We start from the raw sequence: 25,753 nt of genomic DNA on the forward strand, positions 1-25,753 counted from the left end.
CGCGGCTGATGGGACGCCGGGCCGGGCGCGGGCCGTCCTTCCTCCTCTCGCCGCTCGGGATCGTCTTCACGACGGTCGTGATCGACCTGATCGGGTTCGGCATCGTGCTGCCGATCCTGCCGCTGTGGGCGGAGGAGTTCGGCGCCTCGCCGGTGGAGATCGGGGTCATCACCGCCTCGTACGCGGTGATGCAGCTGATCTTCGCCCCCGTCTGGGGCCGGCTCTCGGACCGCCACGGCCGGCGGCCGGTGATCCTCATCTCGCTGGCCGGCAGCGCGCTGGCGGCGCTGGCGATCGGCCTGGCGGGCACGCTGCTCGTGATCTTCCTCGCGCGCGTGCTCCAGGGGGTGGCGGGCGCCTCGTACGCGGCGGCGCAGGCCTACGTCGCCGACGTCACCAGCCGCGCCGAGCGGGCGAAGGGCATGGGGATGATCGGCGCCGCGTTCGGCATCGGCTTCGTGCTGGGCCCGGCGATCGGGGCGCTCTTCTCGTCGATCGACGACCGGCTGCCCTTCTTCGTGGCCGCCGGCCTGGCCGCGGCCAACCTGCTGATCGCGTACCGGCGCCTGCCCGAGTCGCGCCGCCCGGGCGCGACCGAGGCGCCGGCCCCGCGGCTGGCCCTCGTCCGCCGCGCGCTGAGCGCCCGCGAGCTGGCCCCGCTCGTGTGGATCTCGTTCGTCGCCACGTTCGCCTTCGTCGGCATGGAGTCCACGTTCGCGCTCTTCGGCGAGCGGCGCTTCGACTACGACATGACCCAGATGGCGCTGCTGTTCACCTACATCGGGGTGGTCACCGCGGTCGCCCAGGGCTGGGCGGTGGCGCGCGTCGTGGCCCGGTGGGGCGAGCGGCGGGTGATGATCGGCGGGCTGCTCGGCACTGCGGCCGGCCTGCTCGGGGTGGCCGCGGCCGAGGACCTCTGGCTGCTGCTGCCCGCCCTCGGGGTGCTGTCGCTCGCGGCCGGGCTGGTCTTCTCCACGACCACCGCGCTCATCTCCCTGGCCGCCAGCGAGCGCGAGCAGGGGCTCGTGCTGGGGGTGTCGGCCTCCGTCGGCGGGGCGGCCCGCATCGCGGGGCCGCTGGCGGCGACGGCGCTGTTCCAGCACGCGGGCATCGCCGTGCCGCTGGTCATGGGCGCCGCGCTGTTCGCCCTGTGCGCCGCCGGCGCGGTGCGCGCCGCGCCCCGCCCCGCCCTCAGCGCCAGTCAGTGAGCAGCCGCGGCGGCGCCACGAGCGTCTGCATCACCACGCAGTAGCGCTCCGTCTTCGCGACGAGGGACCGGCGGGCCGCCTCGTCCAGCTCCGGCGCGTCGAGCTCGAACCGCAGCCGGATCGCCGCGAACCCCACCGGCACGTCGCGCCGGGTGCCGAGCGTGCCCTGCAGGTCCAGGTCGCCCTCCGCGGTGACGGCCACGCCGCGCACCGGCAGCTCCATCGCCGCGGCGACCATCTGGCAGGTCACCTGCGCGCAGGCCGCGAGCGCGCCGAGCAGCAGGTCGCCAGAGCAGGCCGCCGCCCCCGGCCCGCCCACGCCCGGGTGCGCCTCGGCGGCGTGGACCGCCCGGCCCACCTCCACCGAGCAGCGCACGGGCGACCCGGCCCCGCCGGCGCTCGCCGACAGGGTGATGCGCGAGCTCGCCGGGTCGGCCCGGTAGCCCTCCTTCAGGGGCGCCTGCATCGATCGGATGTCCACGGCCGGTGCCTCCTCGGCGAACGCCCGGCGGGCGGCCGGGCCGGTCGATCATCCCCCGCCCCGCGGCCGTCTGTCACCCGGCCGCGCCGGGGGCCGGACCGCCCCCGCCCGAGGGACGTGTGACCCGTCACTTCCCCCCGCTCACGCCGGTTGGCAGGTGATAGGTTGCCGCCCGTGCTGAAGAGCCGACACACCATCCCGCTGCTCGTCATCGCCCTCGTCGTGGGGGCCATCTGCGTGGGCGTCGCCCTCCTCATCGACTGGGTCCCCGCGCAGGCCGCGGAGCAGGCCGAGACGGTCGACGCCCTCACCTGGTTCGTCATCTGGGTCTCGATCGGCATCTTCACGATCGTCACCTCGGTGCTCATCTACTGCGTCTGGCGCTTCCGCGCGCCGGCGGACGAGGACGAGGACGGCCCGCCGACCCACGGCAACACGCAGCTCGAGGTCATCTGGACCGTCATCCCCGTGGTGCTCCTCGCCGTCGTCGCCACCTGGGCGTACCTGGTGCTCTCGGACAACGAGGCCCTGGCGCAGGATCGCCTCGTGGTCGACGTCACCGCCGAGCAGTTCGCGTGGACCTTCACCAACACCGAGCCGGGCGACCCCGGCACGGGCGTCGCCTCCTCGGGCGACCTGCGCATCCCGGTCGGCCGCCAGGTCGAGCTGCGGATGCGCTCGCGCGACGTCATCCACTCCTTCTACGTCGCGGAGTTCCGGGTCAAGCAGGACGTGGTGCCCGGCATCACGACCCGGCTCATCGTGGACCCCACCCGCACGGGGACCTACCAGATCATCTGCGCCGAGCTCTGCGGCGTCGGCCACGGCGTCATGCGCTCGCGGGTGATCGTCATGGAGCAGGCCGACTACGACGCCTGGCTCGAGACGGCGCGCCGCGAGGCCCAGCGGGGGCCCGCCCCGGCGCAGCCCGAGTCGGCGACCCCGCCCGCCGGGTCGCAGGAGGGCCCGCCCGCGTCGGTCGACGCCGGCGCCGCGCCCGCCGCGTCCTGACCAGGTAACGCAGAGGATCCTCATGGCAACCCACGCACCCACGCACTCGCACAGCCACTCGCACGCGCACCACATGGACCCGCGCCCGCTCTCCTACTGGTGGAAGCGGGCCGCGCTGTGGACGATCGGCGCCGGGGTCGCCGCCGTCGCCGTGGTCTACCTGCTCCGGCTGGCGTTCGGCAACGACCCGCTGTGGGAGCCGCAGGTCTACTACGCGACCGTCGCGGGCGCGATGTCCGTCGCGTTCACGATCGGCATCGGGTGCTGGGACTACTGGTTCCGCTGGATGACCGGTCGCCGCGTCGACCCCGAGGACCACTCGCTCCACGGCGCCGAGTCGTGGAAGGACTACTTCAAGGCGAACACGGACCACAAGGTCATCGGCATCCAGTACATGGTCGCCGTGTTCTTCTTCTTCGCGGTGGCGGGCATCTTCGCCCTCCTCATCCGCGCGGAGCTCGCCGACCCCGGCCAGACCGTGGGCGACGCCGAGACCTTCAACGGCATCTTCAGCGTGCACGCCGCGCTGATGATCTTCCTGTTCATCATCCCGGCGTTCGTCGGCCTCTCGAACTACGTCCTGCCGATCATGATCGGCGCGAAGGACATGGCGTTCCCGCGCCTCAACGCGCTGTCGCTGTGGCTGCTGATCCCCGGCGGCATCATGCTCGCCGTCAGCCCGGCCTTCGGCGCGTTCGCCGCCGGCTGGACCGCCTACACGCCGCTCGCCAACCAGGGCGGCACCGGTGCGACGCTCTTCAACATCGGCGTGCAGGTGGTCGGCGCCAGCTCGATCATGGGCGCGATCAACTTCCTGGTGACCATCTTCACCATGCGCGCCCCGGGCATGACCGTGTGGCGCATGCCGCTGCTGGTCTGGGCCCAGGCGACGACGTCGGCCCTCGTGGTCTTCGGCACGCCGTTCATCGCCGGGTCGCAGTTCATGACCATGTTCGACCGGATCATGGGGACGAACTTCTTCGACCCCACGGGCGGCGGCGACGTGATCATGTACCAGCACGTCTTCTGGTTCTACTCGCACCCGGCCGTGTACATCATGATCCTGCCCGGCTTCGGGATCATCAGCGAGGTCGTGGCGACCCACGCGCGCAAGCCGATCTTCGGCTACCGGGCCATCGCCTTCTCGACCGTCGCGATCGCGGTGCTCGGCTTCGGCGTGTGGGCGCACCACATGTTCGTGAGCGGCATGGCCGCCTGGCTGCGCGTGCCCATGATGATCACCACGATCATCATCGCGGTGCCGACCGGCGTGAAGGTCTTCTCCTGGCTCGGCACGTTGTGGCAGGGACGCATCCATCTGCGCACGCCCATGCTCTTCGCCCTGGGCTTCATCACGACCTTCGTGATCGGCGGCCTGTCGGGCGTCATGCTCGGGACCATCCCCGTGGACATCCAGGTGACCGACACGTACTTCGTGGTCGCCCACATCCACTACGTGTTCGTCGGCGGCAGCCTCTTCACGATCCTCGCCGGCGTGCACCACTGGTTCCCCAAGATGACCGGCAAGATGTACAACGAGCGGCTCGGCGTCCTGTCGTTCTGGCTCATGTACATCGGCTTCAACGCAACCTTCCTGCCGATGCACTGGCTCGGCCTGCAGGGCATGCCGCGCCGCGTGGCGACGTACGACGAGCGCTTCGAGGGCCTCAACGCATTCATCAGCGCGGCCTCCCTGCTCATGGGCGTCGCGGCCCTGGTCTTCGTCTACAACATGGTCACGTCGTGGCGCTCCGGCCCCGCGGCCCCGTGGAACCCGTGGCGCGGCCGCTCGCTCGAGTGGCTGGTCTCCTCGCCGCCGTCGCTGTTCAACTTCGAGGCGACGCCGCAGGTGGTCGGCGGCCCGTACCAGTACGGCGTCCCCGGCGCGCGCCACGCGGTCGTGTTCGCCCCCGAGGAGATCGGCGGCGAGCTCACCGAGACCGAGAAGCGCACGATCCTGGTGATCGCCCGCGAGACCGTGACCTCGTCCGTGCTCATCGCCGAGCTGCGCCGGCGCGCCGCCGAGGGCCTGTGGCGGTACACGATCGCCATCCCCGTGGAGGCCGGCGACCGCCGCGCCCACGAGCGGCGCCTGCAGGCGACCCTCTCGGTGCTCGCCGAGTCCGGCATCGACGCCAGCGGGCTCGTCGTCGAGGGCGACCCGTTCGCGGCCTACCGCGCGGTCAGCACCGACGAGGACGTCCACGAGGTGATCCTCTCCACGTTCCCGACCGGCGTCTCCGGCTGGATGGCCGAGGACATGGTCGACCGCCTCCGCAAGCACACCGGCGTCGGCATCAGCCGCGTGGTGGTCTCGCCGCAGGAGGCGCGCGCGCCGCTGGCGCAGGCCGGCGTCACCCGCCTGGCCGTCATCGCCGACGCAGGCGTGGGCGAGGGCGTCGTGGACGCGCTGCGCGACGCCGCCGACCGCTCGCCGGTCGCCGCGATCCTGCTCGCGCCCATGAACATCCAGGGCCCGGGCTGGACGGACGACGCCGAGGAGCAGCGGACCGCCGCGGTCGCCCGCGTGCGCGACGTGCTCGACCGCCTGGCCGCCGCCGGCATCCAGGCGGGCGGCGAGGTCATCGACGGCGACGCCGCCGAGGCCGCGCGCGTCGCGGTCCGTGAGTACGAGGCGCAGGAGATCCTGCTCGTGGCCGCCCGCGGCGGCCGCCTCGAGTCCGAGGACGCCCTGGGCGGCGTCCGGTCCGCGGCCGGCGACGTGCCGGTGGAGCGGATCGTCGTCGACGCGGAGGCCCCCGCCTCCCCGTCCGGGACCTAGGGGAGGGCCCGTTGGCAACGGTCGAGCCCGGAATGGGCGCGGACTCGCGCACGCTCACGCCGCCGCCCTCGCGCGGCAGCCAGATGAGCATGGGCATGCTCTCGATGATCTTCTTCATCGGGTCCGAGATCATGCTGTTCGGCTCGCTGTTCGCGGGCTACTTCTTCGTCCGCTTCAACGTGGCCGACGAGTGGCCGCCGCGCAACGCCGCCGGCGAGCCGTTCGAGCTGCCGATCCTGCTCACCGGGCTCAACACCGCGATCCTGGTCGCGTCGTCGTTCACCGTGCACTGGGGCGAGCACCGGCTGCGCCACTACAACGACCGCAAGGGCCTCGAGCGCGCCCTCTGGGTGACGCTCCTGCTCGGCGGCACGTTCCTGATCATCCAGATCAACGAGTACGTGCACCTCGGCTTCACGCCGCAGGACCAGGCCTTCGGCTCGGCGTTCTACACGCTGACCGGCTTCCACGGGCTCCACGTCTTCGTCGGGTTCACGCTCCTCTCCCTCTGCCTCATCCGGGTGAAGCGGGCGCACGACTTCTCGGCCGGCTGGTTCACCCCGCTCGGTGCGGCGGTGCTCTACTGGCACTTCGTCGACGTGGTCTGGATCCTGCTGTTCGTCCTCGTGTACCTGATTTGACCCGGGAGGGGAGTGGCATGCGCGTCGGCCGTCTTGGGGCCGTCCTGGCGGTGTGCGCCGGCCTGGCCGTCGCGGCGGGGTGCGGCAGCGCCGAGGACTTCAGCACCGCCGACGTCGAGAACGGCAAGACGCAGTTCGCGAACCTGTGCTCGAGCTGCCACACGCTCGACGACTCGGGCCGCCCGCCGTCGCAGGTGGGGCCGAACCTCGACGACGCCTTCCGCGCCTCGCGCCAGGTCGGCATGCACGAGGACCAGTTCGCCGGGGTCGTGCACCGCTGGATCCGCGAGGCCCAGCCTCCGATGCCGCGCAACCTGGTCGAGGGCCAGGACGCCATCGACGTGGCCGCGTACGTCGCCCAGGTCGCCGGGCAGTCGGAGGAGAGCGCGGTGCAGCCGCCCGTGACCACCCCCGAGGTCCCCGAGCAGTCGCGCTACAAGAAGCCCGACGACGAGCAGTAGCCCTCGCGGGGCGCCCTCGGCGCCGCCGGGGGTAGGGTCCGGCCGGTGAGCGGCCGCCTGCAGGGCACCAGGATCGTCGTCACCGGGGCCTCCCGCGGCCTCGGGCGTGCGCTGGCCGAGGCGTTCGCCGCGGAGGGTGCCGCGCTCGTGGTCACGGCGACCACCGCTGCGCGCGCCGACGCCGCCGCCGCGCGGGTGCGCGATGCCGGCGGTCAGGCCCACGGGGTCGCGCTCGACCTGGCCGACCCCGTCGCGATCGAGGCCGCCTCCGCCCAGGCGATCGGCGCGCTCGGCCGGGTGGACGTGCTGGTCAACAACGCGAGCCTGCTGGGGGTGCGCGCCGCGCTGGCCGAGTACCCCGCCGACGTCTGGGACGCGGTGCTGGCCGTCAACCTGACCGGCACGCTCGCGCTCACGCGGGCGCTCCTACCGGGCATCGCGCACGGGGGCGCCGTCGTCAACGTGTCGTCCGGCGCCGCCGGCCGGGCGGGATGGGGGGCGTACGGGGTGTCGAAGCTCGCGCTGGAGGGCGCCACCGCGATGCTGCGCGAGGAGCTCGCCGACCGGGCGATCCGGTGCGTGGCCGTCAACCCCGGCGGGCTGCGCACGTCGATGCGCGCGGCCGCGTACCCCCGGGAGGACCCGGCGACCGTGCCGCACCCGTCGAGCGTCGTCGCCCCGTTCCTCGCCATCGCCGAGGGCGCCGACCCGGGCCCGCGGATCGACGCCCCGCAGTGGCGCCCCTGAGGCCGCTGCCGCCGCTCGCGCCGGCCGACGGCTGGCGCGAGGTGCCGATCGAACCGCGCGACGAGCCGCTCGTGCGCGTGGCCGACATCGGTGGCCGGGTGCGCGACGAGCCCCGCTACCTGGCGGCCGGGCTCCCCGGCGCGATGCGCGGCGGCTGGGTGCGCGAGGGCGTCGCCGAGCGCCTGCGCGCCGCCGCCGAGGGGCTGCCCGACGGGCTGTCGCTCGTCGTCTGGGACGGCTACCGCACGATCGAGACCCAGGCGGCCATCTACGACGCCTACCTCGCCGAGCTGGTCGCGGTGCACCCCGACTGGCCGGTCGACGCCCTCGAGGAGGCGGCGTCACGATTCGTGACCCCGCCGTCGCGCTCGCACCTCGCGCCGCCGCCGCACCTCACCGGCGGGGCGGTGGACGTGACCCTCGGCGATGGCGACGGCCGCCCCCTCGACCTCGGCACCGACTTCGACGCCTTCGTCCCGGAGGCCGCCGCCCGCGCCCTGGAGGACGTCCCCGGCGGCGCGCGCGACCTCCGCCGGGTGCTGTTCTGGGCGCTGGCCGAGCAGGGGTTCACGGCGTACCGGGAGGAGTGGTGGCACTTCGACCACGGCGACCAGTTCTGGGGGCTCGTCACCGGCCGGCCGGCGTTCTACGCCGGGGCCGGGAACCCGGAGGGGTAGGGGGCGTCGCGGTCCGGGGCGGGACCCGGTCCTTCGGGGTCGTCGTCGGCGAGTCCGTCCGACGGTCCGGGTCGGGTGGGGCCGATCCTCTGCGCGGGCGGGACCCGGCCCTGTCGTTTGACGACGTCGTCGACGGACGGGGTCGGCTGGGGACGATCCATTGCGCGGGCGGGACCCGGCCCTGTCATGGACGAGGTCGTCGACGGACGGGGTCGGCGAGGGCCGATCCAGTGCGCGGGCGGGACCCGGCCCTGTCGTTTGACGACGTCGTCGACGGACCGGGTCGGCTGGGGCCGATCCATCGCGCGGGCGGAGGCCGGCCCTGTCATGGACGAGGTCGTCGACGGACGGGGTCGGCGAGGGCCGATCCAGTGCGCGGGCGGGACCCGGCCCTGTCGTTTGACGACGTCGTCGACGGACCGGGTCGGCTGGGGCCGATCCATCGCGCGGGCGGAGGCCGGCCCGTCCTGTGACGAGGTCGTCGACGCACGGGGTCGGCTGGGGCCGATCCATTGCGCGGGCGGGACCCGGCCCGTCCCTGGGCGGGTGGTCGCGGTGCGGGGTCGGCTGGGGCCGATCCTCTGCGCGGGCGGGACCCGGCCCTGCGGGCCGGCTCGCGCTGGGCACGTTGTCGACCGGCGTGCCCCTCACGCGGGGGCCGGCCCACTTGCGGGGCCGGCCACGCGGCAAATCGCCCCTGGCCGGGGCGATTTGCACACCGGCGCACCGCCTTCGGCGGGGCGGGCGCCGGAAACCCCACTGACGTGAGCGTCCGTGGTGCGCGTGGGGTGTGCCCCGCGCCCTCGTGGCCGGTTTGTGCACGCTCCCGCCTTCGGCGGTCGTGTCTCCGACCACGTCGTCGCTCGATCAGGTCGTCCGGGACGCAGTGCGACCAGTTCGCCGCGCGGCGCGCCCCGGCGGCGCGTCAGCGCCGACGGAGCCGCGCGGTTAGGGGCAATCTGCCGAATCGGCGCGCCCCGGCCCGCCAGGCCGGAGCCGATTCGGCCGGCGCGCCAGCAAGCGTTCCTCGCTTCGACGCAGCCCAGACCGCCCGGCGGAGCCGGGCGGTCTGGGCGGAGCCCCATGGCTCGCCGCCGCGCGCCCGGGGCGTGCCTCGCTCCGACGCAGCCGGGACCTCTCTGCGAAGCCGGAAGGTCTCGGCGGACGCCCACAGGGCGCCGACGCCCGGGGGGAGGCGCCCCGGTACGATCGCGGGGTGACCACGACCACGCAGGCGCCCTCCCGCGCCCGGGGGCTCGAGCTGGTGCCGGCCCTGCTGGGGCTGGTGCGCTTCTCGCACACCGTCTTCGCGCTGCCCTTCGCGTTCGCGGCGGCGGTGCTCGCCGAGATGGAGGTCCCCGGGGCGGCGACGCTCGGCTGGATCCTGCTGGCGATGGTCGGCGCGCGGTCGCTGGCGATGGCCCTCAACCGGCTCATCGACATGGACATCGACGCGGCCAACCCGCGCACCGCCGGGCGGGAGCTGCCGGCGGGGCGGCTCGCCGTGGGGCAGGTGGCCGGCTTCTGCGCGGTCAGCCTGGCCATGCTGCTCGTCGCGGTCTCGCAGCTGCCGGAGGAGACGTGGGTGCTGTGGCCGGTGCCGGTCGCGGCGTTCGTGCTCTACCCGCTGGCCAAGCGCGTGACGTGGGCCTGCCACCTGGCGCTCGGGCTGACGATCGGCATCGCGCCGATGGGGGCCTGGCTCGCCGTGACGGGCGAGCTCGGGGCGGCCCCGGTGCTGCTGGGCCTGGGGGTCGCGCTGTGGATCGCGGGCTTCGACGTCATCTACGCGCTGCTCGACGTGGAGTTCGACCGGGCCCACGGGGTGCATTCCGTGCCGGCGCGCTTCGGCGAGGCGCGCGCGCTGTGGATCACCCGCGCCCTGCACCTCGGGGCGGTCGCCCTGCTGGCCGGCGCCGGCCTGGCGGCCGACGCGGGGGCCTGGTACGCCGTGGGCGTCGCGGCCTGCGCGGTCGTGCTGCTGTGGGAGAACGCGATCGTGCGCCCGGGCGACACCCGGCGGGTGCAGGCCGCCTTCGCGCAGTCCAACGGCGTGCTCGCGATCGTGTTCCTCGCGTTCACGCTGGCCGAGGTGACGCTGTAGCTGGCCAGGAGCTCGTCCGCGCGCGGGGGCTCGTCAAGCGCTTCGGCGAGCGCCGGGCGGTCGACCGCGTGGACCTGTCGCTCGCCGCCGGCGAGCGCCTCGCCGTCCTGGGCCCGAACGGCGCGGGCAAGAGCACCCTGCTGCGCATGATCGCCACGCTGGCGCGCCCGGACGAGGGCTCGGTGACGGTCTGCGGCGAGCCGCTCCCCCGCGGCGCCGGGCGGGCCCGCGCGCGGATCGGCTACCTCGGCCACGACCCGCTGGTCTACCTCGACCTGACGCCGCGGCAGAACCTCGCGCTCTACGCCGACCTGTTCGGCCTCGACCGGCCCCGCGAGCGCGTCGACGAGGCGCTCGACCGGGTCGGCCTGCTGGCGCGCTCGTTCGACCCCGTGCGCACCTTCAGCCGGGGCATGGCCCAGCGGCTGGGCCTGGCGCGCGCGCTGCTGCACGAGCCGGCGCTGCTGCTGCTCGACGAGCCCCACGCCGGGCTGGACGCCGCGGGCGCGCGGCTGCTGGACGGGGTGCTCGCCGACATCGGCCCCGGGCGCGGCGTGGTGATGGTCACGCACGACGTGGAGCGCGGCGCGCGCCTGGCGGAGCGGGCGCTCGTGCTGCGCGCCGGGCGGGCCGTGCTGAGCGAGCCGATCGGCGGCGAGGACCCGGCCGCCTTCCGCCGCCGCTACGAGGAGCTCGTCGCGTGAGCGGCGGCCGCCCCGGTTGGGGGCGCCAGCTGCGCGCCCTGCTGCTGAAGGACCTGCGCCTGGAGCTGCGCACCCGCGACACGCTCGTGGCGATGGTGCTCTTCAGCGTGGTCGCGATGATGATCTTCCAGTTCGCGGTGGGCTCGCGCGGCGACGACCTGACCGACGTCGCCGGGGGCATCCTGTGGGCCACTCTGGCCCTCACCGCGGTGCTCGGCGTGGGGCGCTCGTGGGTGCCCGAGCGCGAGCAGCGCGTGCTCGACGGCATCCTCGGCGCGCCCGTGCCGCGCGACATCCTGCTGGTGGCGAAGGCGTGCGCGATCTACGCGTACCTGCTCGCGGTGGAGGTCGTCGCCGTGCCGCTGATGGCGCTGTTCTTCATCCGCGACCCCGACCCGGCCGACCTCGGGCTGGTGGCGATCGTCTGCCTGCTGGCCAACCTCGGCATCTCGATCCTGGGCTCGCTGCTGGCGGTGCTCGCCCTGTTCGCGCGGGCCCGGGAGCTGCTGCTGCCGGTGCTGTTCCTGCCGTCGATGCTGCCCGTGGTGATCGCCGCGGCGGGCGCCACGCACTCGGTCACGGGCGGGACGAACGACCTCGCGGACTACCGGGGGTACTGCCTGTTCCTCGGGGTCTATGCGGTAATCTTCGGCCTAGTGGCCTACGCGACGTACGAGCACGTCTTCGATGATTGACGCGCGTCCGGCCCGCCGACTGGCGTGGACCGGCGCCGTGACGGCGGCCCTGCTCGCCCTGGCGACCTTCGGCGTCTTCTTCGTGGCGCCCGAGGACTCGGACCAGGGGATCATCCAGAAGATCTTCTACTTCCACGTCGCGATCGCGATCGTCTCGCTGATCGCGTTCGCGGTGTCCTGCGTCACCGGCGTGCTCTACCTGCGCACCCGCCAGGAGCGCCACGACGAGGTCTCCGCGATCTGCATCGGCATCGGCATGGGCTTCTCGGCGCTGGTGGTCGTGACCGGCTCCATCTGGGCGAAGGCCTCGTGGGGCACCTGGTGGGTCTGGACCGATCCACGGCTGGTGACCTTCGTCATCGTGATCCTGCTCTACGCCGCCTACTTCGTGCTGCGGTCGTCGGCCGAGGGCGAGCGCCGCTTCCGCTACTCGGCGGTCTACGCGATCGCCGCCTTCGCCTCGGTGCCCCTGTCGTTCTACTCGGTGCGCGTGGCCCGCTCGTTCGTGCACCCGGTGGTCTTCACCCAGTCCGGCGCGAACATGCCGGACTCCATGCTGATCTGGTTCGCGGTGAGCCTCGTCGCGATGCTCGGCGTGTTCCTCACCCTGCTGCAGCTCGAGCTGATCCAGCGCCGCGCCGACCGCGCGCTGCGCCGGGTCAAGATGCGGCTGGAGGCGTCCTCGTGAGCACCGGCGCGCAGTACGTGGTCGCCGCCTACGGCGTGGTGCTGTTCGGGCTGCTGATGTACGTCGTCGTGGCGGGCCTGCGCTCCGCGCGCCAGGCGCGCGAGGCCGAGCTGCTCGCCCGGCTCGTCGAGCGCCTCCCCGGCGCAGACGACCGCGGCGCCGGGCACGAGGACGAGCCGGTGGCCGCGCCGGCCGACGGCCCTCCGCCGGCGTCGCGCGCATGAGCAACCGCGTCGGGCCCAGCAGGCCTCCCGGCCCCGGGAAGGTCTTCTACCCCATGTTCGTCGACCTCGAGGGCCGGCGCTGCCTCGTGGTGGGCGGCGGTCCCGTGGCGACGGAGAAGGTCGAGAAGCTGCTCGACCACGGCGCCGCGGTGCGGCTGGTGAGCCCCGAGCTCACGCCGGAGCTCGCGGCGCTGGTGGAGTCGGGGCGCATCGCCGAGCACCGCGCGCGCCCCTACCGGCCCGAGGACCTCGAGGACTGCTTCCTGGTGATCGCGGCCACCAACCTCGACGCCATCAACCGCATGATCTGGCAGGACGCCGAGGCGCGGGACATGGTGTGCAACGTGGTCGACGTCCCGCAGCTCTGCAACTTCATCGTGCCCTCGATCGTGCGGCGTGGCGAGCTGGCGCTGGCGATCTCCACCGGCGGGGCCAGCCCCGTGGTGGCCAAGCACATCCGGCGGCGGCTCGACGAGACCTTCGGCCCCGAGTGGGAGGCGCTGGTCGACCTGCTGCGCGACGTGCGCGAGGAGCTGAAGGTGCGGTACCGCGACATGCCGAGCCGGCGTGACGCGGTCGAGCGGTTGATGGAGACTGACGTGGTCCAGCGCCTCGCGGCGGGGGACGAGCGCGGCGCCCGCGAGCTGGCGCGCCGCGTGCTCGACATCGAGGGGGTGGTCGCGTGAACCTCCTGGTCTTCGGCCTCTCGCACAAGACCGCGCCCGTGGAGCAGCGCGAGAAGGCCTCGCTGTCCGACTCGGCCGCCCGCCAGCTCGTGCGCGACCTCATGGCCGGGGGCGCCGTCAGCGAGGCGGTCGCCCTGTCCACGTGCAACCGCACCGAGGTCTACGTGGCCTCGCCCGATCCGACGCAGGCGGAGCAGGCGGTGGCCGAGGCCATCGTCGCCCACAGCCGCATCTCGGCGGACGAGCTCGCCTGCGCGCGCTACGTGTTGCGCGACGACCGGGCCGCCGCCCAGTTGTTCCGCGTCGCCTCGAGCCTCGACTCGATGGTCGTCGGCGAGAGCGAGATCCAGGGCCAGGTGCGCGCGGCCTGGACGATCGGCGTCGAGGAGCAGGCGGTCGGCCCGCTGCTCAACCAGCTCTTCCGCCAGGCGCTCGAGGTGGGCAAGAGCGTGCGCTCGAAGACCCACATCGGCTCGGGCTCGTCGTCCGTCCCCGCCGTGGCCCTCGACCTGGCCGAGGACGTGCTCTCGGACCTGCCCGGCCGCCGGGTGCTCGTGATCGGCGCGGGGCGCATGGCCGAGGCCACGACGCTCGCCCTCATGCAGCACGGGGTGGGCGACGTGGTGGTCGCCAACCGCACCGTGTCGACGGCCCGCGAGCTCGCCGGCCGGTTCGGCGGGCGCGGCGTGGGCTTCGACCAGCTCGGCGAGGAGCTCCACGGCGCCGACATCGTGATCTCGTCCACCGACGCCCCCCACCCGATCCTGGGCGCGCCCGAGATCGAGCCGGTCATGGCCGGCCGCGCCGACCGGCCGATGATCGTGGTCGACATCTCGGTGCCGCGCGACGTGGACACCGCCGTCGCCGCGATCCCCGGGGTGGCGCTGTTCGACATCGACGACCTCGAGCGGGTCGTGGAGGCCAACCTCAACGGCCGCCGCCTCGAGGCCGAGCGCGGCGAGGGCTTCGTGCTCGGCGCCGTGCAGGGCTTCTCGGCGTGGCGCCGCGGCCTGTCGGCCGCGCCGGCCATCACCTCGCTGCGCCGGCGCGCGGAGGCCATCCGCCGCGCCGAGCTCGAGCGGCTCGAGGGCCAGTGGGAGGGGCTCTCCGACGCCGACCGCGCCCGCCTCGACGCGCTCACGAAGGGCATCGTCAACAAGCTCCTCCACGAGCCGACCGTGCGAGTGAAGGCCGCGGCCGAGGAGGGCGATGGCGAGGCCCTCCGCCACCTGGAGAGCCTGCGCCACCTGTTCGGGCTCGAGGCGCCGGCCAACTAGTGCACGGCGCGGGACGCTAGGCGGACGTCGTCCGCCTGATCCTGGCAACGCGGCGGTCGCCGCTCGCCCTGGCCCAGACGGAGGCGGTCGCCGCGTCCCTGCGCCTGGCCGGCCACGAGGCCGAGCTGCTGGAGCTCACGACGACGGGCGACCGCTGGAGCGCCTCGGGCCGCGACCCGGCCCCCGACCGCGGCCTGTTCGTGAAGGAGCTGGAGGAGGCGCTGCTCGACGGGCGGGCGCACCTCGCGGTGCACTCGGCGAAGGACCTGCCCGGCGAGCTGCCCGAGGGGCTCGCGGTGCTGGCCGTGCCGCCCCGCGAGGACCCGCGCGACGTGCTGGTGGGGCCGGTCGGCGGGCTCGGCGCGCTGCCGGTCGACTCGGCCGTGGCCACCGGCAGCCCGCGCCGCGCGGCGCAGATCCTCGCCGCCCGCCCCGACCTGCGCGTGGTGCCGATCCGCGGCAACGTCGGCACCCGGCTCGACAAGCTGGCGCGCGGCGAGGCGGACGCCCTGGTGCTGGCGGCGGCGGGCCTGCGGCGGCTCGGCATCGCCCCGGAGGGCGCCATGCCGCTGCCGGTCGAGGTGTCGACGCCCGCGCCGGGCCAGGGGCTCCTCGCGCTCGAGGGCCGGGCCGGCGACCGCGAGGTCGCCGAGGCCGTCGCGCCGCTCGACGACCCCGTGGCGCACGCCTGCCTGCTGGCCGAGCGGGCGCTGCTCGCCGGCCTCGGCGGCGGCTGCATGACGCCGGTCGGCGCGCTCTGCGAGCCGCACGACGGCGGCCTGCGGCTGACCGCGTTCGCCGGCACGCCGGACGGCGTGCGCGCCGAGCGCGTCGTGCGGGAGGGCCCGCGCAGCGCGCCCGAGGCGCTCGGCGCCGCCGCCGCCGCCGCGCTCGCCGGGGTGATGGGGTGAGCGGCTTCGTCCACCTGGTCGGCGCGGGCCCCGGCGACCCGGGCCTGCTGACGGTCGCCGGGCGCCGCGCGCTCGAGGCGGCCGAGGTCGTCGTGCACGACCGGCTCGGCACCGAGCGGCTGCTGCCGCTGTGCCCGCCGTCGGCCGAGCTCGTGAACGCGGGCAAGGCGCCGGGCCGCCAGGCGATGACCCAGGAGGAGATCAACGCCGCGCTGGTGGAGCACGGGCTGCGCGGCCGGCGCGTCGTGCGCCTGAAGGGCGGCGACCCGTTCGTGTTCGGGCGCGGCGGCGAGGAGGCCGAGGCGCTCGCCGCGGCCGGCGTCCCCTACGCCGTGGTCCCGGGCATCACGAGCGCGATCGCGGCGCCCGCCTACGCGGGGATCCCGGTGACCCACCGGGGGCTGTCGACCTCGTTCACCGTGGTCACCGGCCACGAGGACCCCGGCAAGCCCTCTGAGCAGACCGACTGGGCTGCGCTCGCGCGGGTGCCGGGCACGCTCGTGATCCTGATGGGCATGGGCCGCCTGGCCGCGATCGCGGAGGCGCTCGTCGCGGGCGGCCGGCCGCCGCACGAGCCGGCCGCCGCGGTGCAGTGGGGCACCACCGCGCGCCAGCGCAGCGTCGTGGGCACCCTCGGCGACATCGCGTCGCGGGTGCGCGAGGAGGGCCTGGGCTCGCCGGCGGTCGTGGTGATCGGCCCGGTGGCCGGCCTGGCGGAGCGCATCGGCTGGATCGGCGAGCGGCCGCTCACCGGGCGGACGGTGGTCGTCACCCGGGCGCGCGTCCAGGCCAGCGACCTCAGCGAGCGACTGCGCGCCCTCGGCGCGGACGTCGTGGAGCTGCCGGTGATCCGCATCGCGCAGATCGAGGACGCGCCCGGCCTCGAGGCGGCGCTCGAGGGGCTGGGCGACTACGGCCTGGTGGTGCTGACCAGCGTCAACGGCGTCGACGCGCTCTTCGCCCGGCTGGCGGCGCGCGGCGGCGACGCCCGCCGCCTGTCGCCCGCGGCGACGGTCGTCGCGATCGGCCCCGCCACCGCCGAGCGGCTGGCCGCGCACGGCGTGCGCGCCGACGTGGTTCCCGAGCGCTTCGTGGCCGAGGGCATCCTCGAGGCGCTGGCCGCCACCGAGCTCGAGGGCGTGCGCACGCTCGTCGCCAGGGCGCGCGGCTCCCGCCCGGCGCTGGTCGAGGGGCTCGCCGCGCGGGGCGCCGTCGTGGACGAGGTCGAGCTCTACGAGGCCGTGGCCCAGCCGGCCGACCCGGCCGCGCTGGGGGCCGCCCTCGGCGCCGGCCACATCACCTTCACCGCCTCCTCGACCGTGCGCTCGTTCATGGCGCTGCTGGACGCGGACGGCCGGGCCGCGCTCGCGGCCGGCCCGCGCGTGGTCTCGATCGGGCCGGTGACGAGCGCCACCGCCCGCGAGGAGGGCCTCGAGGTGCACGCCGAGGCCGCCGAGCACACGATCCCCGGGCTGGTGGCGGCCCTGCTCGACGACGTGGCCGCCGCGCGGGGCGACGCGGCCGGCGCGGCCGGCGGCCGCGGGTGACCCGCCCGGTCGTCACCCTCCTCACCGACTTCGGCGCCGGCAGCGAGCACGTGGGCGCGCTGCACGCCGTGCTGGCCGCGGGGGCGCCGGGGGTCGACCGGGTCGACCTCGCGCACGACCTGCCGCCGGGCGACATCCGAGCCGGCGCGCTCGTGCTCGCACGGCTGGCCCCGCTCGTGCCGGGCGCCGTGCACCTGGCGGTGGTCGACCCCGGCGTCGGCACCGCCGACCGGCGCCCCGTCGCCGTGGCGCTCGCCGGCGGCGGTGCGATCGTGGGGCCGGACAACGGGCTCCTCGGGCTGGCGGCCCGTGCGCTCATCGCGGTCGGGGCCGTCGAGCTGCCGCCGCTGCCGGAGCACCTGCCGGCCACCTTCCACGGTCGCGACCTGTTCGCCCCGGTCGCCGCGCGCCTCGTGGCTGGGGAGCCGCTGTCGGAGCTCGGCGAGGCGGTCGACCCCGCGGGCATCGCCGTGCCGGCGCTGCCCGAGCCGCGCGTCGGCGACGGCGAGCTCGCGGCCGAGGTGGTGATGGTCGACCGCTTCGGCAACGTGCAGCTGCTCGCGCGGGAGGCCGACCTCGCCGCCGCCGGCTTCCGGCGCGGCGACCGCATCCACGCCTCGACCAGCGACCGCCGCCACCCGGCCACCGTGGCCCGCGCGTTCGGCGACGTCGCCCGCAAGGGGATGCTGGTGCACATCGACTCGCACGGCCTCGTGGCGGTGGCGGTCAACGGCGGCTCCGCGGCCCAGCGCATCGGCGCCGAGCCCGGCGGGACGGTCAGCCTGGGGCGCTGGCCGGTCGCGGACGCCGGCTGATCGCAGACGCCGGCTGATCGCCCCGGCCGGCCGGTCCGCCGCCGCGGGCGCGTGCGCGAGGGACGGCGCGGGCGCAAGCAGCTCGGGCTCCAGCACCAGCGGCGTCCCGTCGTCGCCCGGCGGCAGGTCGACGCGGGCAGAGAGCAGGTCGCCCCCTCCGCCGGCCGGCACGGCGGCGAGCGCGGCTGCGGCGATCTCGCGCCCCGCCGGGGGCGGCTCGGGCCGGCGTGACCGCCTCCTCGACGAACTGCACGTCCACGACCCGCCGGCCCGACACGAGCACGGGGCCCGTGCGCATGGCGTGGCTCAGGCGACCGTTGCCCGCGACGGCGGCCGTGACGAGGGCGACCTCCATCGGCCCGGTGGTAGCGTCGGACGGATGCCGGTCGTCCACATCACCGAGTTCACCGACCCGGCCTGCCCCTGGGCGTACAGCGCCGAGCCGTTCCGGCGCCGGCTCGACTGGCTCTACGGCGACGCCCTCGAGTGGGAGCCGCGCCTGGTGGGCCTCAGCGCCTCGCCCGAGGAGTACCTCGAGAAGGGCTTCACGCCCGAGGCGCAGTCGCAGGCCTTCCGCACGATCGCCCGCGACCACGGCATGCCGATCGACACCTCCGTGCGTCCGCGCATGGAGGCCACGATCCCGGCCTGCCGCGCCGTCGTGGCCGCCCGCCTGCACGACCGGCCGCGCATGCGGCCCCTGCTGCGCCGCCTGCGGATCCGCCACTTCCGCGGCGAGCTGCTCGACGAGCAGGCCACCATCGACGGCGCCGCCCGCGACGCCGGCATCGACCCGGCCGACCTCGCCCGCTGGACGGCCGACCCGGCCACCGGGTCGGCGCTCGCCGAGGACATGGCCGCCGCGCGCGAGCCGCTGCCCGCCGCGCTGGTGCTCGACGAGCGCCTGGCCAACTGGTCCGGCGGCCGGCGCTACACGTGCCCCTCGTACGAGATCGAGCGGTTGTCCGACGGCGTGCGCATCGCCGTGCCCGGTTTCCAGCCCTTCGCGGCCTACGACGTGGTGATGGCCAACCTCGTGCCGGGCGTGCGCCGCGCCGACGCGCCGTCGTCGGTGGAGGAGGTGCTGCGCTGGACCGGCACGCCGCTGGCCACGAAGGAGGTGGCGGTGGTGTGCGACATGCCGCTCGACCGGGCGCGGGAGGAGCTCGGGCGCGTGGCGGTCGAGGAGCACGTGGGCGCCGACGGCCTCTGGACGCTGCCGGGCGCCTGATCGCGTGGGGACGCCGCCCGGCCTGATCCGCTCCAAGACGCGCCCGCCGGCGCTGGGGCCGGGGGTGATCGAGCGGCCGCGCGTGCTGCGCGCCCTGCGCGGGGCCGCTGAGGGGCGGGGCATCCTGCTCGTCGTGGCGCCGCCCGGGTCGGGGAAGACGGTGGCGGCGGCGCAGCTCCTCGCCGGCCTGCCCGGCCCGCGCGCCTGGCTGGCGCTCGGCGCGTCCGACGTGACGCCCGGGCGGGTGGTGACCTACCTCGCGGCCGCGGTCGGGGCCATCGACCCGGCCGCCGCCGAGCGGGTGCACGGGTTCCTGGCCGACGGCCTCGGCGCCGAGGACTGCGCCGCGATCCTGGGCGAGGGGCTGCCGCCCGGCTCGGCCGTGGTCGTCGACGACCTGCACCACGTCGAGTCGCGGGCGCCGGTGCTGCGGGCGCTGCGCGCCTTCCTCGACGCCGCCCCGCGCGACGCCCTGGTGGTTCTGCTGTCGCGGCGGCTCGTGCACCTGGACCTGAGCCGCGAGGTGCTCGAGGGCCGGGTCGGCGCGGTGGCCGAGGAGGACCTCGCCTTCCGCGCCGACGAGATCGCCGCGCTGCTCGCCGCGCGCGGCCTGCCGGGCGACGCCGAGCGCATCGCCGCCGGCTCGGGCGGCTGGGCCGCCGGCATCGTCTTCGACGCGCTGCGCGGCGGCCGCGCCCCGGCCGCGGGGCCGCCACCCGAAGACCCGTTCTTCTCGTATCTCGGCTCCGAGGTGCTCGACGCCCTGCCGGCCGCGCTGCGCGACGTGGTGCTGCGCAGCGCGCTGCTCGAGACGGTGAGCCCGTCGGGGCTCGCCGCGGTGCTGGGCGTGCCGTCGGCGCAGGACCTGTTCGACGAGATCTGCCGCCATCACCTGCCCGGCTCGGTCGACGGCGACGGGCTGCGCTATCACCCGCGCTTCCGCGAGTTCCTGCTCGACCGCCTGCGGCGCGAGGGCCCGGGCGACGTGGCCGAGCTCATGGCGCGGTGCGCCCGGGCGCTGCTCGCCGAGGGGCACGCCGAGGAGGCCGCCGACGGCCTCATCGCCGCCGGCGCGCCGGCGGAGGCCGCCCCGGTCGTGGAGTCGGCCGCCCCGGCGCTGATGCGGCGCGGCGACTGGGACAAGGTGCTCGCCTGGTGCGGGGCGCTCGGCGACCCGGCCCTCGCCGCGCGCCCGGCGCTGCGGGGCATCCAGGTGCGCAGCCTGCTGATGAGCCGCCGCCAGGACGACGTCGAGGCGCTCGTCGCGCGCATGCGCGCCTCCGGCGAGCTCGACCGGCTCGCGACGGAGGCGCCGGACGTCGCCGCCTGGGCCGTGTGGGCGCTGCACGTGGGCGGCGACTGGGCCGCCATGCTCGGCCTGCTGCCCGACCCCGCCGCGTCGCGGCGCGCCCGGGTGGCGCGCTACATCCTCGAGACCGCCGTCGCGGAGGACCCGCCGCCGGCGTGGACCGACGAGGAGCTCGACCGCTTCTGGCCGCTGCACGTGGCGCTCGAGTCGGCGCTCTACTACCGGGGCGCGTTCGCCGAGGTCGAGCGGCTGGCCTGGGCGGCGGCCGGGCGCGGTCCGGTGACCGCCACGCTGGCCGAGATCTACCGGGTCGCCGTGCTGCGCCAGCGCGGCGACCTGGCCGACGCGCGCGCCGTGCTGGACGCCGCCGCGCGGCGCGTGCGCAGCTCCCGGTTCATCGAGTTCTGGCAGCAGGTCGAGGCCGAGCTGCTGTTCGACGAGGGCGAGCGCGAGGCGGGCCTGCGCATGATGCGCGAGGCGCGGCGCACCTCGCGCGAGCACGGCTACCGGGTGGCGGACCGGGCCGTGCTGGCCGTGGGCGAGGGCCGGATGCTGGTGCGGATGGGCCGGCTGCCCGAGGCGATGGAGCTGCTCGGCGCCGCGCGCGCCTGGTGCGCCGAGCGGGGACTGCGCTGCTTCGGCGAGTGGGCCGCGGTCTGGCTGGCGGCCGCCCAGCTCGGGCTCGGCGGCGATCCGGCCGAGGCCCGCGAGCTGCTGCGCGGCGCGATCGCCGGCATGGAGCGCGCGGATCGCCGCCTGGAGCTGCCGCGCGCGTACGTGCTGCTGGCCGAGGCCGAGTGGCGCGCCGGCGACGAGGCGGCCCACGACGCCGCCGCCGACGCCGCGCACGCGGCCGCGGTGCGCATGGGCACCCTCGGGCCGCTGCTCGCCGCGCTCCGCGACGCGCCGGGGGTGCTGGTGCGGCGCATCGACGCCTCGCCGGCGGGCGACCCCACCTGGCGCGAGCTGGACCGCGCGGGCCGGGCGGCCGGCGCGGCGCGGCGCCGGTGGAGGGCGCGCGGCTCGTGGTGCGCACGCTGGGGGCGCCGCGGGCGGCGGACGACGACCGCCACCTGGTCGTCTCGCCGCCGAAGGCGGCCGAGCTGGCCGCCGCGGTGGCCCGGGCCGGTCCGGCGGGCGCGCCGCGGGCCTCGCTCGCCGCCGACCTGTTCGAGGGCAGCGCGGACGGGCCCAACTACCTGCGCCAGCTCGTGCACCGCCTGCGGCGCGCCCTGCCGCCGGGTATCGCGCTCGCGTCCTCGGAGGGGCGGCTCGCCTGGCTGCCGCCGGGGGCGGTGGTGTCCGAGGACCAGGCGCTCGAAGCGGCCATCGACCGGGCGCGGCGCGAGGTGGGCGACGCGCGGCTGCGGACGCTCGAGGTCGCGATGCGCCTGGCCGGCCGCGGCCCCTTCCTGCCCGACGTGACCGGCGAGGCCGCCGCCCGCCGCCGCGACGAGCTGACGGCGCTCGTGTGCGAGGCGCGCCGCGACCACGCGACGGCGCTCCTGGCGGCCGGGCACGCGGCCGAGGCGGCGGCCGCGGCGCGGGCCGCCGCCGCCGCGGAGCCGTTCCGCGAGGACGGCTGGCGCCTGCTCATGCGGGCCGAGGCCGCGGCCCGCGGCCCGGCGTCGGCGCTGCCCGCCTACCTCGAGTGCGCCGCGGCGCTGCGCGAGGTGGGCCTCGAGCCCTCGGCCGGCACCCGGGAGCTGCTGGGGCGGCTGCGCGACGCCGTACCGGGCGGGTGACGCCCGGTTAACGGGCCCCGTCGTAGCGTCGCCGCACACCGCCGCGACCCTCCCAGGAGGCCCCCATGCCCGGACTGCCCGGCCGCTTCACCCCCGACCGCTTCGGCTTCTCCATGCCGCCGAGCGACCCGCCCTTCGACACGCCGCCCTACTACTACCGCGGCATCGAGATGATGGCGTTCGCCTACGAGACCGACGACGAGGCGGCCGCCGCCATCGTCCCGGAGGGCCTCACGATCGCCCACTCGCCGGCGATCGCGCAGCTGATCTTCACCAACTTCCACTTCTCGACGCTCGGCGCCTACACCGAGGCGATCCTGGGCGTGAGCTGCCTGTGGCAGGGCGAGCCCGTCACCTACTGCTCCAACCTGCTGGTCACCAACGAGGTCGGCCTGATCGGCGGCCGCGAGCCGTACGGCTTCCCCAAGCTGTTCGGCGAGGTGGAGTGGGTGAAGGAGCACGAGATCATCTCGGCCTACGCCGAGCGCCCGAAGGGCAAGCGCATCTGCACGGGCGTGATGCGCCCGCGCGACATCCTGCGCCCGGAGGACGTCGTGACCCCGCCGCTCGTCACGCTCAAGATCATCCCGAGCCCCGAGGAGGGCGCCCCGCCGGAGGTCTGCGAGCTGGTGCGCACGCCGCTCGAGTTCGAGCTCATCGTGGGCTCCGACGGCCGCGGCGAGGGCTTCTCGGGCCCGGGCAACGTCACGTTCGACTCGCCCTCGGCGGTCGACCCGTGGCACCGCATGCCGGTGCGCCGCATGGTCGCCTCGAGCTGGGGCCGGTACAACTTCGTGCTGCCCTACGGCGAGGTGATCAAGCGCTACGAGGTCACGACGGCGGCCCAGCCGGTCGAGCCGGCGCCGCTCGACGCCGCCGGCGTCTGACGCCGACCCCCCCGGGGGCGGCGGGGTTGGGCCGCCGCCCCCGGGGGGACCCTCGGGGTGACCACCCCGAGGAGGCGACCGATGGCCGACGATCCGACGAAGGACCCGCGCGAGCGCGAGCGCGAGCTGCCGCCCACCGACCCGGCGCCGTCCGCCGCGGGCGACGACGACCCGATGGACCACCGCTTCGCCGCCGACGAGGAGGCGGCCGACGGGACGGCCGGGGCCGACGAGGCGCGCACCCCGGGCATGCCGGGATGAGCTGATGCGGACGGTCGTCACGGCTGGATAGGATTCGCCGTGACGACCGTCCCCTGCAGCAGGAGGCAGCGATCTCCACCAACCGGACCACCCTCGACGGGACGCTGCTCGACAGCGCCCTGCCCAGGCCCTCGGCGCGGGTCGCGGCGATCGCGCTCGACGCGACGCTCGTGGGTCTCGCGGTCGGCCTGATGACCATCGCGTCGCAGGTCAGCATCCCCTGGCACCCGGTCCCGCTGACCGGCGGCACCTTCGGCGCCCTCCTGATCGGCGGCCTGCTCGGCCTGCGCCGCGCGTTCACCGCGCTCGCCATCTACCTCGGCATCGGCGCGGCCGGCGCCGGCGTCTTCGCCGACTGGAGCGGCGGCTGGGATTACGTCACCGGATCGACCGGCGGCTACCTCGTGGGCTACGTGGTGTGCGCCTGCATCGTCGGCTGGTTCGCCGACCGCGGCGCCTCGCGCAACGTCATGACGATGGTCGGCGTGATGGTGATCGCCAACGCCGCCATCTACGCCTTCGGCGCGTCCTGGCTCGCCAACTGGACCCCGCCCGGCGCCGACGCGGCGCTCGGCTGGGAGCAGGCCTATGAGCTCGGCATCCAGCCCTTCGTGCCGGGTGACGTGGTGAAGCTCTTCTTCGCCGCCGCCCTGCTGCCGGGCGGCTGGCAGCTGCTGCGGCTGATCGAGCGGCGCCGGGGCGCCGGCCGCTGATCCGCGCGGCCCCGGCCCGCCCCGTCGGGGGCGGGCCGGGGAGCGGCCGGCCTACTTGCGCAGGTCGGGCGCGAGGTCGGCGGCCGTGATCGACCCCGCGCGGACGTCGGAGCGCGTGATGCCCGACTCGATCCGCGCGGTCAGCGCGTTGAGGCGCCGGATGGCGGCCTGCCCGATGCGCTGGTTGACGAGCAGCTGGCCGGCGGTCATCCGCACCGTGCCGCCCTGCCCGGACCGGGCCGCGATCTCGGTCGTCGAGGCGGCCGGCTGCGCGACGGGCGCCGCCGCGGTGACCGTCAGACGCTCGGCGAGCTTGTCCTGCGAGACCTGGCCGTCGCGGATGTCGCCGCCGGTCAGGCCCCCGTCGAGCCGCTTCTCGAGCCCGTTGGCCCGGCGCACGGCCGCCTGGGCGACCCGCTGATTGATCAGCAGCTGCGCCGCCGTGAGCTGGAAGCGCGCGCTGGAGCTCGTCTGCCCCTGCTCGACGACCACCGGGCGGGGCTTCGGCGGCGTGAGGGCCTGCGCGGCCGGCAGCGTGCCGGCGGTGAGCCCCTGGCCGAGCTGCTTCGCGCCGATGGCGCCGCCGCAGAAGTCGTCCTTCACGAGGCCCGCGTCGAGCCACTTCTGCACGGCGTTGGCGCGCCGGACGGCGGCCTGGTAGATGCGCTGGTTGATCCGCAGCTGCGCCGTGCTGACCGTGACGGTGCCCGACTTCGAGCGGTCGGGCGCCGGCTGCGGCGCCTGGGGCAGGCAGACCTCGCGCGTGCTCTCGGGCGGTGTCGGCGTGGTCGGCGGGGTGCCCGGGGGCGGGGTGCCGCCACCGTTCGTCGCCGCGTCGGTCGACTGCAGCTGGAGCGTCCAGCCGGCCAGCGAGCCCTGGTCGTCGCCGACCAGGCTGTCCAGCACCTCGATGGTCCAGGTGCCGTTCGGGTTGCCGCCCACGAGCGCCGCGAGCGCGCCTTCAGGCACGACCGGATCGGTGTCGGAGGCCGTCGTCGACACGAGCGCGGCCGCCGAGTCGTCGAACAGCCGGTCCTCGTAGAAGCCCGCGCCGCCGTTGTTGTTCGTGCTCAGCACGACCGTGCGGCCCTGCGGGTTCGTCACGCGGATGCGCAGGTCGCCCACGTTCACGGAATGGGTCGCGTCGGTGACGACGTTCGCGTCCCAGAGGTAGTCCTTCGCGCCCGAGACGACGATCTCGTGCGTGACGCCGCCCGGCGTCACCGTTCCGCCGTCGTCGGTCGCGTCCGGCACCGGGAGCGGCGTGCCGATGCTCGAGGGGTGCTCCGTCGCCGTGAGCTGCGGCGCGGTCGCCTGGGTGGTCAGCGCGAGCTGCCAGCTTCCGAGCGTGCCGCCGTCGGCGTCGTCGTTCGCGTCCAGCACCCGCAGGATCCACGTGCCGTTCGGGTCCTCGCCGATGAACTTCCCGAGCGCGCCCTGGGGCACGAGCTCCGGGACGGCGCCGTCGGGCGCGGGGTACGTCGTGTCGGTTGCGAGCTCGGTGGCGGAGTCGTCCCACAGCGTTCCGTCGAAGCTGTCGTTCGAGCCCACGGCGCCGTTGTTGCCCACGACGAGCTTCACGACCGTCCCCTCCGGCGACTCGAGCTCGATGTCGAGGTCGCCCGAGGCGGTGTGCTCGATGAACGTGCGCACGTCGACGTCGCGGATGACGCTCTCGGCGCCCGAGACGACGATCTGGGACTCGACGGGATCCGTCGCGGTCGGCGCGACGCCGACCGTCAGGCCGTTCTGCGCGCCTTCGCTCGCGAACGTGCGCGTCTCCGTGGCGCCCGCGTTCGCCGGCGCGTCCGGCGCGGCCGCGAGCGCGCGGTCGGTCATGGTCAGGCCGGCGGCGCCGACGGCGGCGATCGCGCCGCCCACGGCCAGCCCGCGGCCCAGATGCGATGTGAGCTTCATCGTCCTGTCACCCCTCTCCCGGTGATGGTCC

25 protein-coding genes are annotated in these 25,753 nt (G+C 75.6%); 23 read left to right on the plus strand and 2 right to left on the minus strand.

Features of this window, described 5'->3' with window-relative positions:
- Positions 1–8 precede the first annotated feature (8 nt).
- Complete coding sequence (locus tag ITJ85_RS01085) at positions 9–1,208, plus strand: MFS transporter (RefSeq protein WP_217914511.1); 1,200 nt, start codon at positions 9–11, stop codon at positions 1,206–1,208.
- Here the strand turns inward: ITJ85_RS01085 and ITJ85_RS01090 are convergent.
- Positions 1,192–1,689 (minus strand): OsmC family protein, encoded by a 498-nt coding sequence (locus ITJ85_RS01090; RefSeq protein WP_217914512.1) that lies wholly within the window; start codon positions 1,687–1,689, stop codon positions 1,192–1,194. The genes ITJ85_RS01085 and ITJ85_RS01090 overlap by 17 nt on opposite strands.
- Before the next feature lie 174 nt (positions 1,690–1,863).
- On the opposite strand from ITJ85_RS01090, the gene coxB reads away from it, so the two are divergent.
- The 22 genes from coxB (at position 1,864) to ITJ85_RS01200 (ending at position 23,805) form a co-directional block, all read left to right on the plus strand.
- Positions 1,864–2,700, plus strand: a complete 837-nt coding sequence (coxB, locus tag ITJ85_RS01095) for a cytochrome c oxidase subunit II (protein ID WP_217914513.1) — start codon at positions 1,864–1,866, stop codon at positions 2,698–2,700.
- A 22-nt stretch (positions 2,701–2,722) separates the two neighbouring features.
- Entirely contained in the window at positions 2,723–5,482 is a 2,760-nt protein-coding gene (ctaD, locus tag ITJ85_RS01100) for a cytochrome c oxidase subunit I (RefSeq protein WP_217914514.1), read from the plus strand.
- Positions 5,483–5,493: 11 nt separating this feature from the next.
- Positions 5,494–6,123 carry a cytochrome c oxidase subunit 3 gene (locus ITJ85_RS01105; protein WP_217914515.1) on the plus strand — a complete coding sequence of 210 codons (630 nt, stop codon included), beginning with the start codon at positions 5,494–5,496 and terminating at the stop codon, positions 6,121–6,123.
- 17 nt (positions 6,124–6,140) lie between these two features.
- Positions 6,141–6,584 carry a c-type cytochrome gene (locus tag ITJ85_RS01110; protein ID WP_217914516.1) on the plus strand — a complete coding sequence of 148 codons (444 nt, stop codon included), beginning with the start codon at positions 6,141–6,143 and terminating at the stop codon, positions 6,582–6,584.
- 45 nt (positions 6,585–6,629) lie between these two features.
- Positions 6,630–7,331 (plus strand): SDR family NAD(P)-dependent oxidoreductase, encoded by a 702-nt coding sequence (locus ITJ85_RS01115; protein WP_217914517.1) that lies wholly within the window; start codon positions 6,630–6,632, stop codon positions 7,329–7,331.
- Complete coding sequence (locus tag ITJ85_RS01120) at positions 7,319–8,008, plus strand: M15 family metallopeptidase (RefSeq protein ID WP_217914518.1); 690 nt, start codon at positions 7,319–7,321, stop codon at positions 8,006–8,008. Before ITJ85_RS01115 ends, ITJ85_RS01120 begins: the two co-directional genes overlap by 13 nt.
- 1,216 nt (positions 8,009–9,224) lie before the next feature.
- Complete coding sequence (locus ITJ85_RS01125) at positions 9,225–10,112, plus strand: UbiA-like polyprenyltransferase (RefSeq protein ID WP_217914519.1); 888 nt, start codon at positions 9,225–9,227, stop codon at positions 10,110–10,112.
- A gap of 68 nt (positions 10,113–10,180) precedes the next feature.
- The gene (locus tag ITJ85_RS01130) at positions 10,181–10,816 is read left to right on the plus strand and encodes an ABC transporter ATP-binding protein (protein WP_217914520.1); all 636 of its coding nucleotides are present in this window, start codon (positions 10,181–10,183) and stop codon (positions 10,814–10,816) included.
- Positions 10,813–11,511 (plus strand): heme exporter protein CcmB, encoded by a 699-nt coding sequence (locus tag ITJ85_RS01135; RefSeq protein ID WP_217914521.1) that lies wholly within the window; start codon positions 10,813–10,815, stop codon positions 11,509–11,511. Before ITJ85_RS01130 ends, ITJ85_RS01135 begins: the two co-directional genes overlap by 4 nt.
- Complete coding sequence (locus ITJ85_RS01140) at positions 11,504–12,199, plus strand: cytochrome c biogenesis protein (RefSeq protein WP_217914522.1); 696 nt, start codon at positions 11,504–11,506, stop codon at positions 12,197–12,199. The genes ITJ85_RS01135 and ITJ85_RS01140 overlap by 8 nt, the downstream gene beginning before the upstream one ends.
- Positions 12,196–12,423, plus strand: a complete 228-nt coding sequence (locus ITJ85_RS01145) for a hypothetical protein (RefSeq protein ID WP_217914523.1) — start codon at positions 12,196–12,198, stop codon at positions 12,421–12,423. The genes ITJ85_RS01140 and ITJ85_RS01145 overlap by 4 nt, the downstream gene beginning before the upstream one ends.
- The gene (locus ITJ85_RS01150) at positions 12,420–13,109 is read left to right on the plus strand and encodes a precorrin-2 dehydrogenase/sirohydrochlorin ferrochelatase family protein (protein WP_217914524.1); all 690 of its coding nucleotides are present in this window, start codon (positions 12,420–12,422) and stop codon (positions 13,107–13,109) included. Before ITJ85_RS01145 ends, ITJ85_RS01150 begins: the two co-directional genes overlap by 4 nt.
- The gene (gene hemA, locus ITJ85_RS01155) at positions 13,106–14,386 is read left to right on the plus strand and encodes a glutamyl-tRNA reductase (protein WP_217914525.1); all 1,281 of its coding nucleotides are present in this window, start codon (positions 13,106–13,108) and stop codon (positions 14,384–14,386) included. The genes ITJ85_RS01150 and hemA overlap by 4 nt, the downstream gene beginning before the upstream one ends.
- Before the next feature lie 41 nt (positions 14,387–14,427).
- A complete protein-coding gene (gene hemC / locus ITJ85_RS01160; RefSeq protein WP_281412231.1) occupies positions 14,428–15,297 on the plus strand; it encodes a hydroxymethylbilane synthase in 870 nt (289 codons plus the stop codon).
- A complete protein-coding gene (cobA, locus tag ITJ85_RS01165; RefSeq protein ID WP_217914526.1) occupies positions 15,294–16,844 on the plus strand; it encodes a uroporphyrinogen-III C-methyltransferase in 1,551 nt (516 codons plus the stop codon). Before hemC ends, cobA begins: the two co-directional genes overlap by 4 nt.
- A complete protein-coding gene (locus ITJ85_RS01170; protein ID WP_217914527.1) occupies positions 16,841–17,659 on the plus strand; it encodes an SAM hydrolase/SAM-dependent halogenase family protein in 819 nt (272 codons plus the stop codon). Before cobA ends, ITJ85_RS01170 begins: the two co-directional genes overlap by 4 nt.
- Positions 17,660–18,038: 379 nt before the next feature.
- Complete coding sequence (locus ITJ85_RS01175; RefSeq protein ID WP_217914528.1) at positions 18,039–18,890, plus strand: DsbA family oxidoreductase; 852 nt, start codon at positions 18,039–18,041, stop codon at positions 18,888–18,890.
- Between the two features lie 4 nt (positions 18,891–18,894).
- Positions 18,895–21,624, plus strand: a complete 2,730-nt coding sequence (locus ITJ85_RS01180) for a winged helix-turn-helix domain-containing protein (protein WP_217914529.1) — start codon at positions 18,895–18,897, stop codon at positions 21,622–21,624.
- Complete coding sequence (locus ITJ85_RS01185; RefSeq protein WP_217914530.1) at positions 21,549–21,944, plus strand: BTAD domain-containing putative transcriptional regulator; 396 nt, start codon at positions 21,549–21,551, stop codon at positions 21,942–21,944. Before ITJ85_RS01180 ends, ITJ85_RS01185 begins: the two co-directional genes overlap by 76 nt.
- A gap of 65 nt (positions 21,945–22,009) precedes the next feature.
- Positions 22,010–22,831 (plus strand): acetoacetate decarboxylase family protein, encoded by an 822-nt coding sequence (locus tag ITJ85_RS01190; protein WP_217914531.1) that lies wholly within the window; start codon positions 22,010–22,012, stop codon positions 22,829–22,831.
- 81 nt (positions 22,832–22,912) lie between these two features.
- Positions 22,913–23,092 (plus strand): hypothetical protein, encoded by a 180-nt coding sequence (locus ITJ85_RS01195; protein ID WP_217914532.1) that lies wholly within the window; start codon positions 22,913–22,915, stop codon positions 23,090–23,092.
- Positions 23,093–23,262: 170 nt separating this feature from the next.
- A complete protein-coding gene (locus ITJ85_RS01200; RefSeq protein ID WP_217914533.1) occupies positions 23,263–23,805 on the plus strand; it encodes a biotin transporter BioY in 543 nt (180 codons plus the stop codon).
- 51 nt (positions 23,806–23,856) lie between these two features.
- Here ITJ85_RS01200 and ITJ85_RS01205 read toward each other — a convergent pair whose 3' ends face one another.
- Complete coding sequence (locus ITJ85_RS01205) at positions 23,857–25,722, minus strand: proprotein convertase P-domain-containing protein (protein ID WP_217914534.1); 1,866 nt, start codon at positions 25,720–25,722, stop codon at positions 23,857–23,859.
- Positions 25,723–25,753: the final 31 nt, after the last annotated feature.

It is taken from the genome of Miltoncostaea marina (genome assembly GCF_018141525.1).
Taxonomy (GTDB): domain Bacteria; phylum Actinomycetota; class Thermoleophilia; order Miltoncostaeales; family Miltoncostaeaceae; genus Miltoncostaea; species Miltoncostaea marina.